Source organism: Pseudomonas gorinensis (assembly GCF_042015035.1).
In the GTDB taxonomy this organism is placed as follows: domain Bacteria; phylum Pseudomonadota; class Gammaproteobacteria; order Pseudomonadales; family Pseudomonadaceae; genus Aquipseudomonas; species Aquipseudomonas gorinensis.
Window position 1 is genome coordinate 5692516 of record NZ_CP167125.1, and the last position, 15753, is coordinate 5708268.

The following is a 15753-nucleotide window of genomic DNA, read 5'->3' on the forward strand; positions in this document are numbered from 1 at the left end:
CTCCCTCCCACAGTCAGATCAGTGTGATGCCGGGGGTTAGCGTGGCAGGCACCACCAGGCTCGGGGTCTCCAGCGACGCCACCGGGTACGCGCAATAATCCGCCGCATAATAGGCACTGGCGCGATGGTTGCCCGACGCCCCTACCCCACCAAATGGCGCGGTACTGGCGGCGCCGGTCAGCTGTTTGTTCCAGTTGACGATCCCGGCACGGCTTTCCAGCCAGAATTGCTGGTAACGCGCTTCGGAATCGGACAACAAGCCAGCGGCCAGGCCGTACTGGGTGTTGTTGGCTTCGGCAATCGCCGCGGCGAAATCAGCGTAGCGGATCACCTGCAACAGTGGGCCGAACAGCTCTTCATCTTCGCGCTCGGTCACCCCGGTGACGTCGATGATGCCCGGCGTCAACAAGGCGGCCTGCTCCTGGGGCTGGGTCATTTCCAGCAGGGCCACGGCACCATTGGCCAACATCAGCTCCTGGGCTTGCATCAAGGCTTTGGCCGCCGCCAGGGAAATCACCGAACCCATGAACGGCGCGGGTTGCTGGTCGAAGGCACCGACGCTGATCGATGCGCTGACCGCCACCAGGCGCGCCAGCAACGCATCGCCCCAGGCGCCTTCGGGCACCAGCAGGCGACGGGCACAGGTGCAGCGCTGGCCGGCGGAGATAAACGCCGACTGGATAATGGTGTAGACCGCCGCGTCCACATCGGCCACTTCATCCACCACCAGCGGGTTATTGCCGCCCATTTCCAGGGCCAGGATCTTGTCCGGACGCCCGGAGAACTGCTGGTGCAGATGGTTGCCGGTGCGGCTGGAGCCGGTGAAGAACAACCCATCGATGCCTGGGTTGGCCGCCAACGCAATGCCAGTTTCCCGCGCACCTTGCAGCAGGTTGAGGACGCCCGCCGGCAAACCGGCGTCGATCCAGCATTGCACGGTCAGCTCGGCGACTTTGGGGGTCAGCTCGCTCGGTTTGAACAATACGGTGTTACCCGCCAGCAGGGCTGGGACAATATGCCCGTTGGGCAAGTGACCCGGGAAGTTGTAAGGGCCGAACACCGCGACCACGCCGTGGGGCTTGTGGCGCAATACGGCGGTGGCGTCGCCCAGCGGGCCGCTCTTCTCGCCGGTACGCTCGCGGTAGCTTTGTACCGAGATGGCGATCTTGTTGGCCATGCTGGTGACTTCGGTGGCCGACTCCCACAGCGGCTTGCCGGTTTCTTCGCCGATGCAGCGGGCGATTTCATCGGCGCGGCTTTTCAGGGTATTGGCGAAGGCCTCAAGCACACTGATGCGTTCCTCCAGCGGGCGCCGGGCCCAGCCCGGAAACGCCTGGCGCGCCGCCTGCACGGCGGACTCAACCTGTTCGACGCTGGCGCCATTGCCGGCCCACAGCACTTGCTGGGTCACCGGGTTGCGCGATTCGAACAGCTCACCCTGGCCTGCCAGCCAGCTACCTGCGATATACAGCGAATTCATTATTTCGACTCCCGAGCAGCAGACAACGGTACGGCACGCACTTGATCACCCACTACCAGTTGCAGGCGCTTGGCGGTCAACGGATCCACCACCAGGGTGCCTGCCGCCAGGCGCGCCGGTGCGGCGGTGATGCGGCAGTCTTCGCGCTTGCGGTTATGGATCAGGAACGGCGTGGCGTCGTCACCTGGCGTGCCAATGGCCAACACCAGGGACTGGCTGTCGCGCACCGCACGAATCTTGCTGGTTTCACACTCCACGGCCGGGCCGGCGTCGAAGATGTCGACATAGCCCTGGTAGCTGAAGCCTTCGCTCTTGAGCATGCTCAGGGCCGGCTCGGTGTCCGGGTGGACCTTGCCGATCACGTTGCGCGCGTCTTCGGAAAGGAAGCAGCTGTACAGCGGGAACTTGGGCATCAGCTCGGCGATAAAAGCCTTGTTGCCCACGCCAGTGAGGTAGTCGGCCTGGCTGAATTCCATCTTGAAGAAATGCCGGCCCAGGCTTTCCCAGAACGGCGAACGCCCGGCGTCGTTGGACACCCCGCGCATCTCGGCAATGATCTTGTTGCCAAACAGCTGCGGGAATTCAGCGATAAACAGCAGGCGCGCCTTGGCCAGCATGCGGCCATTGAGGCCAGTGCGGTAATCGGCATGCAGGAACAACGAGCACAGTTCGGAATTGCCGGTGAGGTCGTTGGCCAGGAACAGCGTCGGGATCTCACGGTAGATATTCAGTTCCTGGGAGGCGCTGACGGTCAGGCCCACACGGAAGTTGTACCAGGGCTCACGCAGGCCGACGGCGCCAGCGATGGCGGAAATCCCCACTACGCGGCCTTCGTCGTTTTCCAGCACGAACAGGTAGTCGGCATCGCCGCGCCCGGCTTCGCCGCGAAAGGTTTTTTCCGCCCAGCCGACCCGGTGGGTCAGGCGCTCTTCGTTGGCCGGCAAGGTGGTCAGGCCGGTGCCGGTGCTGCGCGCCAGATCAATCAGGGCCGGTAAATCGCTGCTGCGTACGGGACGAACGATCATGCTATCTCCTCAAACGGGCCGCTTTGCAGCCACCCGCGAAACTCTATTTATACCGCTACCAGGCGCACACTCGCGCCGTCGCCGACACCCAGGGCTTCGGCCGCGGCCAAGTCCAGGGTCACCGGTTTGCCGGGGGCGTAATCCAGTTCCAGCATCACCGCGCGGTAGTCCTGCAACTGGCCGTTGCTCACCAGGTACTGGCGGCCGACGCCCTTGACCATTTCACCGATCTTCACCGGCACCACACGGCTCTGGGCGATCGAGCGAATCCCCGAGACCCGTGCGTGCAACGTCGGGCCACCGTCGAAGATGTCGATGTAATGGTCGGTCTCGAAGCCTTCGCGCATCAGGATGTCGAAGGTGATCTGCGCCCGCGGGTGCACCTGGCCCATGGCTTCCTGGGCTTCGTCCGGCAGCAGCGGTACATAGATCGGGTAATGCGGCATCAGCTCGGCGAGGAAGGTGCGGCTTTTCAGCCCGCACAGGCGCTCGGCGGCGGCATAGTTGAGGTCGAAGAAATTGCGCCCGATCGCATCCCAGAACGGCGAGTCACCGTTCTCATCGCTGTAGCCGACAATCTCGGTCACCACCGAGTCGGCAAAGCGCTCGGGGTGGCTGGCAACGAACAACAGGCGGCCACGGGAATTGAGTTCCGACCACGGCGAACCGACCAGCTCGGGCACCACGTAGAAGCTGGTGAGCAGGCTGTTGCCGGTGAGGTCGTGACACTGGGAAAGCACGTGGATCTTGTTGTGAATCTTCAGCTCACGGGAGGCGTGCACGAAGGTTTCGTTGCGAAAGCTGTAGAACGGCTCCGAGTAGCCGGCCGAAGCGACGATGGCCGAGCAGCCCGCCAGCTTGCCGGTCTCGGTGTCTTCCAACACAAAGAAATAGCTCTCTTCACCGTTGAAACTGACCTCGGCCGCGAAAGACGCTTCGCTGGCCGCGATCTTGTCACTCAGGCGTTCGACATCATCCGGCAAGGAAGTGACACCAATCGGGCTGTCCGCAGCCAGACGCTGTACCTCGCCCAGATCAGCCATTTGCGCGGGGCGCATCACCAGCATGGTGTCACTCCTTAACTCGAAAACTCATAGGGAAAAAATACCGGACAGGTCAGGAACACCACCTATCCTCTTGTGGGGCAAATTTCAATGTGGGAGGGGGCTTGCCCCCGATAGCCGTCTTCCAGTTGTTGCATCAGTGACTGATACACCGCTATCGGGGGCAAGCCCCCTCCCACATTTTTGACACGGTCCAGCCAGCAAAATGTGTCGCTATCAGGCTTGGGTCAGGGTTTTTACCGCACGTTCGAAGCGATCCAGGCCTTCGTTGATGTCCGCCTCGTCCACCACCAGGCTCGGCGCGAAACGCACCACGTCGGGGCCGGCTTGCAGGATCATCAGGTTTTCTTTCTCGGCCGCGTTGAACACGTCCTTGGCCTTGCCTTTCCAGGCGTCGCTCAACACGCAACCCAGCAGCAGGCCGAGGCCGCGCACTTCGGTGAAGATGCCGTACTGCTTGCCGATCTGTTCCAGGCGCGCCTTGAACAGGTCGTGCTTGGCGTTGACGCCAGCCAGCACTTCAGGCGTGTTGATCACATCGATCACCGCCCCCGCCACCGCACACGCCAGCGGGTTGCCGCCGTAGGTGGTGCCGTGGGTGCCGACCACCAGGTGCTTGGCCAAGGCTTCCGTGGTGAGCATCGCGGCAATCGGGAAACCGCCGCCCAGGCTCTTGGCACTGGTGAGAATGTCCGGCACCACACCGTAATGCTGGTAGGCGAACAGGTGGCCGCTGCGGCCCATGCCGGTCTGCACTTCGTCGAACACCAGCAGCGCGTCGTGGGCGTCGCACAGTTCGCGGGCGCCTTGCAGGTAGGCCAGCTCGGCCGGCAGCACGCCGCCCTCGCCTTGCACCGGCTCCAGCACCACGGCGCAGGTCTTGTCCGACACGGCGGCTTTCAGCGCGGCCAGGTCATTGAACGGCACATGGGTGATGCCGGTGATCTTCGGCCCGAAGCCGTCGGAATACTTCGACTGGCCACCGACGTTCACGGTGAACAGGGTACGGCCGTGGAAGCTGTTCAGCGCGGCGATGATCTCGTACTTCTCGCTGCCGAAACGGTCGAACGCGACACGACGGGCCAGCTTGAACGCGGCCTCGTTGGCTTCGGCGCCGGAGTTGCAGAAGAACACGCGCTCGGCAAAGGTGGCGTCGATCAGCTTGTGCGCCAGGCGCAGGGCCGGCTCATTGGTGAACACGTTGGAGACGTGCCACAGCTTGTTGGCCTGTTCGGTCAAGGCACCGACCAGCGCCGGGTGGGCGTGGCCCAATACGTTGACCGCGATGCCGCCGGCAAAGTCGATCAGCTCGCGACCCGCCTGGTCCCACACGCGGGAACCTTTGCCACGCACGGGGATGAAGGCAGCAGGTGCATAGTTGGGCACCATCACCTGGTCGAAATCGGCACGTTGCACCGGGGCTTGCTCAACGGACATCGGAGTCTCCTGAAGAGGAACGCCTGCCTGGAACTGGCGGGCGATGCAGGGATTGTAAGGACAGTTTTCAGTGCGGCCTTGTCGCCAAGCGACAACTTCTTATAGCGCCAACCCGCGATTTTCGCGGGTTTACGCCAATGCGACAAATAGCATCGCAATGGCGCAGTTTAAACGCTGGCGCGTCACAACGGCAGATGGTCAAGCCGGATAGCTGCAACGTAACGGGCGGCCGGTTATCTATCTACCCCCGATGGGCCCACCGAAATTGGTCTGCTCTCACGCCTGTTCATCACACCAAGGCGTCCCCCCCATGACCCAACCGACCTCATCCCTTCAACTCCCGGACCTGGCGGTTTATCGCGACCCGCACATGGACATCCTCACGCAGGCCGTTCCCGACTGGCTGCCCAACCTCTCCCCAGCCAGACGCACTGCGCTGAGCAACGTCCAGCCGGACCTCCCCGCGTGGTACAAAACCGCCACCCCTGAAGCCCATGACACCCTCAAAACCCTGGTGAGCGCTGCCTGGAAGGCGAAGACCGCGGTCGATCAGGCCATGGGCAACCTGAAGTCGCCGCAAGACTTCGCCGCCCCATTGCTCCAAGCGCGCCTCAAGCAACGCTTTGGCGTTGAGCCAGATGTCAGCGCCACCTACTTGCGCCTGTACATTCCCCAAACCATCCCCTGGTTCCCCGTTCGCTCGGGGGCGGCAAGAACCTGGACCGTTTCACTGGTAGACGCCGCCCTGCACAACTTTGAAGCGGGCGAAGTATTCGAAGCGTCATCCGGTTTCATCACCCAGCCCACCCGTACCGGTCAATTCGACAGCCTGCCTTCTCTCGACGCGCACATCGCGGTCGATCAGTTCACTGCCCTGTGCCGGGAACTGGACATCGGCGCCCAGTACCAGCGCTACCTTGAACAATTCTTTGATTTCAAAAACCCGGTGGCCGCAACCCGCCTGCGATTGAAGCTCAAGCAAAGCCAGGTGGCGGACTTGAGCGTCGCGTTGCAGATGGCCCGGATGAAAGGCGATCTGCCTGACGATCAGTCCTTCATACGCTTGCAACGCCTGCTCAACACCGACGACAGCCACAGCACCTGCTACCCGCTGCTGTGCTACAGCCTGAGCATCATGTCGACCACGCTGACCGGCATCGTGCTGTTTGCCGAAAACATTGGCAGTCGTCACCCGGTAGGTGTGATCGCCTATATCCCGGACGACCCCTACGCACCGCTCAAACAGTACCCCACACTCGCCGACTTCATGAGCGCATTGGGCAACCACCTGCGCAACGCCGAGTACCAACAGTTCTTCAGCCGCTTCGTCAATCACGAAGAGCGCGGCCCCTTCTTCGCCGACCTCAACCGCCGGCTCTCCAAGGTCACCTGGCACCCGCACACTCACGGCGACCCGCTGCCGTCCTGGCGTGAGACCCCCATCGACCATCCACACCTGGCGTTCCGCGCCAGCGGCATCAGCGGGGACCTGTTCAGCCACCTGTTCCAGGCAACGCTCAGCAAGGTGTTCAACGATGCCCGCGCCATGGCCGTGTCCACGGCAAGCGTCGATCAGAAAGTACGCTGGGAGCGCTGGGCCATCGTGCAAAAAGTCGCGTCGGCGATCCTGCAAATCGCAGCGTTCATCGTCGCCCCATTTGTCCCTCCCGTGGGCCTGCTGATGCTCGGCTACAGCGCCTATCAAATGCTCGACGACGCCTTTGAATGGATCATCGACTGGGCGGTGGGCGACGTGACCGAGGCATTCGGGCACTTGTTATCGTTCGTGGAGCAAGGCGTGGAACTGGGCTTGTTCATCGCCGGCGCGCCCATGGCCGCCGGCGCCCTACGCGCCTTGCTGCCCTCCGAAGCGGTGAAGTTTTTCAACCGCCTCAAGCCCGTCATGCTGCCCAATGGCAAGGCTCGGCTCTGGAAACCGGACCTCGCGCCCTACGCCCACGATATCCAACTGCCCAGCCACGCTTACCCCGGCCCAGAAGGGCTGCATCCCCATAACGGTAAAGATATCCTGCTGCTGTCGGACAAACCCTTCGTGGTACTGACGGATCCGAAGACCCAACAGCCCTACCTGAAACATCCCACCCGAACCAACGCCTACCGCCCGCCCCTGCTGACCAATGGCAAAGGCGCCTGGCTGAGCGAGCTGGATACCCCCTTGAGTTGGGACAGCGCCACGCTCATGAAACGCCAGGGGCCGAAAACGGCCGGGCTCAACGATGAACAACTGGCCATGGCTCGTCATATCAGCGCCATCGACGACGGCGCCTTGCGCAAGATGTACGTCAACCAGCACCGACCGCCCCCGCTGCTGACCGATACCCTTGAACGCTTCCAGATCGACCGGGCGCTGCAGGACTTCATCGACCAAATGAACAGCGATGACCCAGCGATTTACAAACGGGCCGATGCGCAAACCCAACTGCACCTGCTTGCCAACCTGAGCCTTTGGCCAAAAGCCAAGACGTTGCGCTTCCTCGATACCCAGGGCAAAACGCTCTGGGAACTGCCCGGTGAAAAAAACGCCAGCGTGGTGCAAGTACATGAAGCCCAATTGAAAAACGGCGACCTGCTGAAAACCTTGCTGGAAGCGCTGGACGAACCACAACGCAAAACCTTGTTGGGGGAAGCGTTCGGTGATCCGGTCACCTCCATGTCCAATCGGGCGCTCAAACTCAGGAAAAAACTGGGCGCACTGGCCCAATCGCATCGCCGCGAGTTGTTCGAGACCCGCTACCTGCTGCTCGATAAACCGGGCAACCCGCGCCAGCAAACATTGATCGACAACACGCCAGGCCTGCCACTCAGCGCAGCCGACGCCCTGCTGGAGAGCGCCAGCAGCACAGAACTCAAGGACGTCGACCAAGGTACCGTCCCGGCGCGCTTGACCCAGCTGGCTCAAGCGCTGCGCGACGAGGCACAGGTCAACCATGCCTATGAGGGCCTGTATCTGGATTCGACGGACGACCTGGGCACCCATCGACTGGCCTTGCACTCCCTGGAGCGACTGCCTGGCTGGTCAAAAAAAATACGCCTTGAGATACACGACCAAACCGGCATCCTCATGGATGCCATCGGCCCACCGAAGGCACGGATCAAGCGCACCCTGGTACGTTCCCCCGAAGGGCGATACACCCCCCAAGACAGCCGCGGCCCACTGTCTGGCGAAACAGACCTGTACACCGCACTCCTCCAGGCCCTCCCGGATGCCAGGCGCGACGCCCTGGGCCTGCACATCGGCCAAGGCCCGGCACTCAAGCAGGCATTGCGCAAGCATGCCTTGGAACGCCAACCCTTGCGCAGGCTGCTCGGCGCCCAGCCGGCCCACCCGCCCGCCGATAGCCGCACCCACCTGCGCTTGCTGGGCATGGATGCCTACCCGCCAGCGCCTGCGGGTCCGGCCGCACAACCCGACCTGCGGGGCATGGCACGGGAACTGTTTCCCGCCCACACCGACGAACAAATCGCCGATCTGATCGAGGACCTCAACAGACGTCCGGGCGGGGCCATGCCGATCTTGACCGCGCTACGCCTGGAATACCTGCAACTCGATCTCGACCTGGCCGCCTGGGTAGCCGACACCCCCAGGTACTCCGCCGACGCGGAGGTGAATATCAGCCACCAGGCACACAACGATGCGCGGCAAAATCGCCGCCTTTTCCGGCAGGCGCTGCTACGTGGCTGGCGCCGGGAAACCGAGGTTGACGCATACTTCGCCCCTCCTGCCCGTAACGGCCAGATGCTCAAACTTCCCTACCCCCTTTCCGGGGAGCTGCCGGCCTTGCGGGCAAACTTCGAACACATCTCCTACCTGGAACTCAAGGGCGATCAAACGGCCCTGAACGTCGATAGGTTTTTGCGCAGTTTCCCCAGGCTGCGTTACCTCAGCATCAGCAACGCTCAGTTGGGCGACCTACCGTTGGCCATCAACACCTCGCCCACCCTCAACACCTTGATTCTCAGCGAATGCAACATCACCCTGACGTCCGCGAGCCTGGCCAGGCTGACCGCCATGAACGCGCTTCGGACCCTGGACTTGTTCAATAATCCGCTGGAGCGGGTTCCCAGTGTCGAGAACATGGTTGACCTGCAGTTTCTGGACTTGTCCAGCACGGGCATATCCGCGATGCCTGCCGGCTTGCTCAGCCGACCGGCGCTGGAACTGGCGGTGCTCTCCAGCAACCAAATCACTCAAGTGCCGCCCGCGCTGTTTGAGCTGCCGGCCGATACCACCAAAACGTTCGACCTCTCCGACAACCCGCTGTCACGAGCGACCCTGGAGCAGACCAAGACCTACTACCAACGCACGGGCATCTATTGGGGGATCGACGCTTCAGACGTGGATATCCGCCAAGTCAAATCGCTGTTCCCTGACTTCAGCGTGGATGAAGTCAACCGCTTTATCTTTGGCCTGCCCGGGAATCTGGAAATGGGCCAGATCGAATTGGCACGATTGGAAACTGAATACGCGGGCCTGTCCGACGGGCTCGACACATGGGTCAGGCAAACCACGCTGCCCGAGGAGCAAACCCGGCGACAAGCGTTCAAACAGACACTCCAAGCCTGCTGGCGTCGGGAGGGCGAATTGGATGAGCAGAGCCTGCAGGTCATCCCCACTTACACCCTGGAAAACTCGCAACCCTTCGAGGGAGAATTCCCCCCTCTCAACAGCACGTTCAACCATGTATCGTCGTTGCGCCTGCAAGGGTCGGGGGCGCCGTTTCCGTTGCAGTCGCCACTGTTTTTCAAAGGGTTTCCTTCGCTCAACCATCTGGCTATCGAGCACTACGGGCTCAGTGATATCCCCGATGCGGTGTTCGATCTCCCCCAACTCTCGTCATTGCGCCTGCCCCACTGCCGCCTCACGCTGTCAGCCGAGAGCGCCGCATCACTCGCCACACTGGCCAACCTGGAGGAGCTGGACCTCAGTCATAACCCACTGGCTCGGTTCCCGGACTTTGCCCTGCCTCCCAGGCTTACCCGCCTCAACCTTCAAAAGACGGACCTGACGCAAATCCCCTCAGGCCTGCTGACCTCCGTCGAACGCAAGCGCATCGACTTGAGCGACAACCTGATCACCCAGGTTCCCGAGGTAGCGTTCACCTTACCCGCAAACGTAACGGCGGCATTCGACCTCTCGCGCAACCCGCTGTCCAGGTCGACGCTGATGCAGATCAAACGCTATTGCCAGCGCACCGGCGAACATTTCCAGGCCGACGCGCCCACGCCAATGCGCGACAGGATCAAAGTGCTGTACCCCACCTTTGCCGAAGGTGAAGCCAATCGCTTTTTCTTTGAGCTGCCAGGCGGCCTGGACGAAGCCGCGCCAGCGCTTGAACGCCTTGAGGCCGAATATGAAAAACTGCGCGCCGATCTCCAGCAATGGGCGCTGGACACTCCCCAGCGACACCCGATTCTGGATGTGCCCCTGGATGAGCAAACACGAGCACAGGATCAACTCAATCGCATGGCCTTCAAGACATTACTTGAAGACGCCTGGCGCCGCGAAACCGAACTGGATGACAACAACGGCAGCCTTGAGGTCACCCACAGGCTGGGGTTCGACGCCCCGATCCTGGGCGAGCTGCCAGAACTGAGCGCACGCTTTGACCACATATCGTCCTTCGAGCTCGATGGAGAGGGCACGACGACCCGGGTCGATGGCCTCCTCAAGTGCTTTCCCAAACTCAAAAGCCTGACCCTCTGCAAGCTCAGCCTGGGCACGATTCCACCCACGGTGTTTACACTGACCGGGTTGAATACCCTGAGCCTGACCGAGTGCGCTATCGGATTAACCCCCATCAGCGTCGACGCGCTGTCAGGGGTCACGAACCTGATGTATCTGGACTTGAGCGAGAACATCCTGGGCATCCCCCCCGATGTCAGTCACCTGACCCAACTGGAGTCGCTGTACTTGCAAGACACCGAGATCAGCGAACTACCACGAGGACTGTCCGCCTTGCCCGAGCTGCGCACCCTGGACTTGAGCGACAACCTGATCGAAGTGCTGCCCGCCGACTTTCTGGAACTGGCCTCGCCACTCGACCATACATCCGATTTGAGCGGCAACCCCTGGTCGGCGCAAAGCCTCAGCTACCTCAGGCAGTATTACCTGCAAACCGGCAACGACTTGGCAGTTGCACAGGCCCGCCTGGACACGCAGGGCAACCCGCTGGTCAGGCCCGCTTCGCCGGATAGCATGGAGGAATGAGGCGCGCCTGATCAGCCGCGCTCAGACGGTACCGACGACAACTCGAAAGGGCTGCTGCTGCGCCGTTGGTTGCGGTCTTCGCGAGGGGTGGCGCCGAAGAAGTTGCGGTAGGCGCTGGAGAAATGCGGCCCCGAGGAGAAGCCGCAGGACAGGCCGATCTGGATGATCGACTTGCTGGTTTGCATCAACATCTGGCGAGCCTTGTTCAGGCGCAGTTCCAGGTAGTACTGGCTGGGGACGCGGTTGAGGTATTGCTTGAAGATCCGCTCCAGTTGTCGTCGCGACACGCACACATGCTGGGCGATTTCATCAGTGGTCAACGGCTCTTCGATATTGGCTTCCATCAGCAACACCGCCTGGGTCAGCTTCGGATGGCTGGAACCCAGGCGGTTTTGCAACGGGATACGCTGGCGCTCGCCACCTTCGCGAATGCGCTCCACCACCAGTTCTTCGGAGACCGCACCGGCCAGCTCGGCGCCGTGGTCGCGGGCCAGTACCGCCAACAGCAAGTCAAGCACCGACATGCCACCGCAGGCGGTCAGGCGATCACGGTCCCAGTCGAACAGATGGCTGGTGGCGATGACCTTGGGGAAGCGCTCGGCGAAATCGTCCTGCCAGCGCCAGTGCACGGCGGCACGGTAGCCATCGAGCAGGCCCAGTTGCGCCAACGGGTAAACGCCGGCCGACAAGCCACCGATCACGCAACCGGCGCGAACGAGCTGCTTGAGCGCGGTGCTCAGTTGCGACGCGATCACGGTCGGCGGTTCGTCCGCCAGCAGGAACAGCTTCTGGAAGCCTTCGAGCTTGCCGGCCCACGGCTCGCCTGGCAATTGCCAGGCACCCTGGGTTGGCGGCTCGGCCAGCAGAAACGAGAGTTCGTAGACCACCTCCGGATGCACCCGTTGAGCAACGCGCAAAGCCTCCTCAGCCAGCGCAAGCGTGAGTGCTTTTGTGCTGGGCCAAATCAGGAAACCAATTTTGTGGGCGGTCATGGAGTGCTATCCGAAGCCTGTAACAGTAATAAAGACAAAGGCCAATGCTAGCCCGTAAACCAACACAAAGCTTAAAAACGATGAAGACCTGCTTTCCTGTAGGAGCGAGCTTGCTCGCGAAAAACCTGAGAACCCCACGGGGTATCAGGCTTCCCGCGTTACCGTTGACGATCTTCGCGAGCAAGCTCGCTCCTACAGGGGGGAGCAGCGGCCTTGATTATTTCAAGCTGCCGGACAAGAACTGCTGCAACCGCTCGGACTGCGGGTTGACCAGTACTTCCCGCGGGTTGCCGCGCTCTTCCACGATGCCTTTGTGCAAGAACACCAACTGGTTCGACACTTCACGGGCAAAGCCCATTTCGTGGGTGACCACCACCATGGTGCGGCCTTCCTGGGCCAGGTCCTGCATCACCTTGAGCACTTCGCCCACCAGTTCCGGGTCCAGCGCCGAGGTAGGTTCGTCGAACAGCATCACCTCCGGCTCCATCGCCAGGGCACGGGCAATCGCCACGCGCTGCTGCTCACCGCCAGACATATGGCCAGGGAACGCATCCTTACGATGGCCCACGCCCACCTTGGCCAGGTAATGCTCGGCTTTTTCACGGGCGTCTTTTTTCGACATGCCCAGCACATGCACCGGGGCTTCCATCACATTTTCAAGCGCTGTCATGTGCGACCACAGGTTGAAATGCTGGAACACCATCGACAGGCGCGAACGCATGCGTTGCAGTTGCTTGGGGTCGGCGGCCTTCATGGCGCCGTCCTTGTTGGCCACCAGTTTCAGCTCTTCGTTATTGAGCAGGATCTTGCCGGCGTGGGGTTGCTCCAGCAGGTTGATGCAGCGCAAAAAGGTACTTTTGCCCGAACCACTGGAACCGATGATGCTGATCACATCACCGGCCGCGGCGGCCAGGGACACGCCTTTGAGCACTTCATGACTGCCATAGCGTTTATGCAGGTCTTGGACTTCAAGTTTGTACATGCGGTCGGTTCTCACAAAAACAGGTGGTCAGTCGTTGAGCAAGCGCCCGTGACGCAGCGCTTCGCGCCCCGCCACCTTGGCCAGCCAGAAACCCGCTTGGGCATAACGTAGCCGTTCAACGGCAAACAACACCCCCGAGGTGCCCGCGCAGATCGTGCTCACGCGGTCTTCCAGGGGATCAATCACTTCAAAAATCGGCTCGCCCTTCTCGATCCAGTCCCCGGCTTTACGCAGGTAACTGATCACCCCGGCGTGGGGCGCGAACAGCAATTCGGTGCCTTCGAAGGGCACGCCTTCGCACGGTTCGTGTTGCGGCGCCGGCCATTCGCCCTGGATCAGGCCTTGTTCGGCGAGAAACGCGAGGATGCCTTCGGCGTGGAAGATCGCCTCGTCACGCCCCGTGTCCGCCTGGCCGCCCAACTCCAGGGTGGTCGCCAGGCAGGCCAGCGGGATCTGCGCCTCGGGGAAGGCACGAGACAAGCGCAACCACGGCAACGAGCAGGCTTCATCAAACGAGCTGCCACCGGAATCTTCCGCGAGCAAACCGACTTTCACATTCAAGTGCGCCGACAACGAACGCCACTGCGGCCAGTGCTGGGGCAGCGCGTACATGTGCAGCGCGGCTTCGGCGTCGCAGTGCAGGTCGAGGACGATGTCGGCGGTGCAGGCGTGGCCGAGCAGGATGCGCTGCATGCCTTGCAACTGGCTGCTCGGATCAGGCAAGGCGTTGAGCGCATCGGTCATCGCCTGGCGAATCATGCGCACATTGGCGTGAGGATCATCCCCCAGCCTACCTGTGAGCAACTCCGCCACCGGCTCGCTCAACTCAACGAAATCGCGGTTGAAATTCTTGCCGCTGCCCACCTCGAAACGGCCCTGGTGGCTGCCTTGTAACAGTTGGCCCAAGCCCATCGGGTTGGCCACCGGCACCAGCTCGATCACGCCGTTCAAGGCACCTTGCCGTTCCAGTTCGGTGAGGCGTTTTTTCAGCTCCCAGGCCGCACGCATGCCGGGCAACTCATCGGCGTGCAGGCTGGCCTGGATATAGGCCTTGCGCTCGCCGCCGCCGAAACGGAATACGCTCAGTTGGCGCTCGCAACCCAGGTGACCCCAGGGCAACAGGTGATCGATGCGTTCCATATCAGTGCTTCCGTGGAGCCAGGTAGCTCAGCCAGCGGCGCTCGGCCAACTTGAACAGGCGCACCAGGATAAAGGTCAGGCACAGGTAGAACGCGCCAGCGGTGATATAGGCTTCGAACGGCAGGTAGTACTGCGCGTTCACCGTGCGTGCGGCACCGGTGATGTCGATCAGGGTGACGATGGATGCCAGGCTGGTGGTCTGCAGCATCATGATCACTTCGTTGCTGTACTGCGGCAGTGCGCGGCGCAGGGCCGATGGCAACAGGATGCGGCGGTACAGCTTGTAGCGCGACATGCCCATGGCCTTGGCCGCTTCAATCTCGCCATTCGGAGTGGCCTTGAGGCTACCGGCAATGATTTCGGCCGTGTAGGCACTGGTGTTGATTGCAAAGGCCAGGCACGCGCAGAAGGTGGCGCTGGACAGCAGCGGCCACAGGAAGCTCTCGCGTACGGCTTCGAATTGGGCCAGCCCGTAGTAGATCAAGAACAGCTGCACCAGCATCGGCGTGCCGCGGATCACGTAGGTGTAGAGCCAGGCAATGCCGTTGACAATCGGCTGCTTGGACACACGCATCAAGCCCAGGGGCAAGGCGGCGAGCAGGCCGAAGAACAGCGACAAAGCCAGCAATTTCAGGGTGGTCACCAGGCCGCCGAGGTACAGCGGCATGGCCTCCCAGATGACGTTGTAGTCGAAGATCATAGATCAGCCGCCCTTACGCCTACCGAGTAGCGCTTCTCAAGATGACGCAAGGCCAGCAACGACACGCTGGTGATCACCAGGTACATCGCCGCCACTGCGAGGAAGAAGGTAAAAGGCTCGCGGGTGGCATCTGCCGCCTGCTTGGCCTTGAACATCATGTCTTGCAGGCCCACCACCGAAATCAGCGCGGTGGCCTTGGTGAGTACCAGCCAGTTGTTGGTAAACCCGGGGATCGCCAGCCGGATCATCTGCGGCACCATCACCCGGAAAAACACCTGGAAGCTGCTCATGCCATACGCAAGGCCGGCTTCGGCCTGGCCCTTGGGGATGGCCATGAAGGCGCCACGGAAGGTTTCCGAGAGGTAGGCGCCAAAGATGAAACCCAGGGTGCCGATACCGGCGGCCAAGGGGTTCAAGTCGATATAGTCGTCATAGCCGAGCAACGGCGCGACGCGGTTAAGCAAGTCCTGGCCGCCGTAGAAAATCAGCAGGATCAGCACCAGGTCGGGGATCCCGCGGATCACCGTGGAGTACAAGTCACCCAGCCAGGCCAACCAGCGCACCGGCGACAGGCGTAACGCGACCCCGATCAGACCCAGAACAATGGCCAAGGCCATGGACGACAAGGCGAGCTGAAGCGTCAACCATGCGCCATCGAGGATGACGGCCCCGTAGCCTTTCAACATGATTCAGGTCCTCGAAAA

At 61.8% G+C, this 15753-nt stretch carries 10 protein-coding genes; 1 reads left to right on the plus strand and 9 read right to left on the minus strand.

The features are described 5' to 3' along the window. Positions 1 to 13 precede the first annotated feature (13 nt). The 4 genes from astD to AB7933_RS25780 all read right to left on the minus strand — a co-directional run bounded on the left by astD (position 14) and on the right by AB7933_RS25780 (position 5006). Positions 14 to 1483, minus strand: a complete 1470-nt coding sequence (gene astD, locus AB7933_RS25765) for a succinylglutamate-semialdehyde dehydrogenase (protein WP_162163615.1) — start codon at positions 1481 to 1483, stop codon at positions 14 to 16. Then, a complete protein-coding gene (gene astA, locus AB7933_RS25770; protein WP_024077006.1) occupies positions 1480 to 2505 on the minus strand; it encodes an arginine N-succinyltransferase in 1026 nt (341 codons plus the stop codon). Before astA ends, astD begins: the two co-directional genes overlap by 4 nt. 47 nt (positions 2506 to 2552) lie before the next feature. After that, the gene (gene aruF / locus AB7933_RS25775) at positions 2553 to 3572 is read right to left on the minus strand and encodes an arginine/ornithine succinyltransferase subunit alpha (RefSeq protein ID WP_024077007.1); all 1020 of its coding nucleotides are present in this window, start codon (positions 3570 to 3572) and stop codon (positions 2553 to 2555) included. Positions 3573 to 3785: 213 nt separating this feature from the next. After that, positions 3786 to 5006, minus strand: a complete 1221-nt coding sequence (locus tag AB7933_RS25780) for an aspartate aminotransferase family protein (RefSeq protein WP_024077008.1) — start codon at positions 5004 to 5006, stop codon at positions 3786 to 3788. A gap of 310 nt (positions 5007 to 5316) precedes the next feature. Here AB7933_RS25780 and AB7933_RS25785 point away from each other — a divergent pair, with 310 nt between their 5' ends. Further along, positions 5317 to 11235 carry a leucine-rich repeat domain-containing protein gene (locus tag AB7933_RS25785; RefSeq protein ID WP_024077009.1) on the plus strand — a complete coding sequence of 1973 codons (5919 nt, stop codon included), beginning with the start codon at positions 5317 to 5319 and terminating at the stop codon, positions 11233 to 11235. Between the two features lie 11 nt (positions 11236 to 11246). Here AB7933_RS25785 and AB7933_RS25790 read toward each other — a convergent pair whose 3' ends face one another. The 5 genes from AB7933_RS25790 to AB7933_RS25810 all read right to left on the minus strand — a co-directional run bounded on the left by AB7933_RS25790 (position 11247) and on the right by AB7933_RS25810 (position 15735). After that, entirely contained in the window at positions 11247 to 12227 is a 981-nt protein-coding gene (locus AB7933_RS25790) for a GlxA family transcriptional regulator (RefSeq protein WP_024077010.1), read from the minus strand. A 217-nt stretch (positions 12228 to 12444) separates the two neighbouring features. Beyond that, positions 12445 to 13209, minus strand: coding sequence for an ABC transporter ATP-binding protein (locus AB7933_RS25795; RefSeq protein ID WP_003214336.1), 765 nt, complete (start codon positions 13207 to 13209; stop codon positions 12445 to 12447). Between the two features lie 27 nt (positions 13210 to 13236). Continuing rightward, entirely contained in the window at positions 13237 to 14349 is a 1113-nt protein-coding gene (locus AB7933_RS25800; protein ID WP_024077011.1) for a succinylglutamate desuccinylase/aspartoacylase family protein, read from the minus strand. A 1-nt stretch (position 14350) separates the two neighbouring features. After that, entirely contained in the window at positions 14351 to 15049 is a 699-nt protein-coding gene (locus AB7933_RS25805) for an ABC transporter permease (protein ID WP_024077012.1), read from the minus strand. Beyond that, the gene (locus AB7933_RS25810; RefSeq protein WP_024077013.1) at positions 15046 to 15735 is read right to left on the minus strand and encodes an ABC transporter permease; all 690 of its coding nucleotides are present in this window, start codon (positions 15733 to 15735) and stop codon (positions 15046 to 15048) included. Before AB7933_RS25810 ends, AB7933_RS25805 begins: the two co-directional genes overlap by 4 nt. Between the last annotated feature and the right edge of the window lie 18 nt (positions 15736 to 15753).

What these genes read in the sequence shown, in the direction of transcription:
- astA (WP_024077006.1), bottom strand. Translation starts at nt 2,505, where the DNA reads ATGATCGTTCGTCCCGTACGCAGCAGCGATTTACCGGCCCTGATTGAT.
- aruF (WP_024077007.1), bottom strand. Translation starts at nt 3,572, where the DNA reads ATGCTGGTGATGCGCCCCGCGCAAATGGCTGATCTGGGCGAGGTACAG.
- AB7933_RS25780 (WP_024077008.1), bottom strand. Translation starts at nt 5,006, where the DNA reads ATGTCCGTTGAGCAAGCCCCGGTGCAACGTGCCGATTTCGACCAGGTG.
- AB7933_RS25785 (WP_024077009.1), top strand. Translation starts at nt 5,317, where the DNA reads ATGACCCAACCGACCTCATCCCTTCAACTCCCGGACCTGGCGGTTTAT.
- AB7933_RS25790 (WP_024077010.1), bottom strand. Translation starts at nt 12,227, where the DNA reads ATGACCGCCCACAAAATTGGTTTCCTGATTTGGCCCAGCACAAAAGCA.
- AB7933_RS25795 (WP_003214336.1), bottom strand. Translation starts at nt 13,209, where the DNA reads ATGTACAAACTTGAAGTCCAAGACCTGCATAAACGCTATGGCAGTCAT.
- AB7933_RS25800 (WP_024077011.1), bottom strand. Translation starts at nt 14,349, where the DNA reads ATGGAACGCATCGATCACCTGTTGCCCTGGGGTCACCTGGGTTGCGAG.
- AB7933_RS25805 (WP_024077012.1), bottom strand. Translation starts at nt 15,049, where the DNA reads ATGATCTTCGACTACAACGTCATCTGGGAGGCCATGCCGCTGTACCTC.
- AB7933_RS25810 (WP_024077013.1), bottom strand. Translation starts at nt 15,735, where the DNA reads ATGTTGAAAGGCTACGGGGCCGTCATCCTCGATGGCGCATGGTTGACG.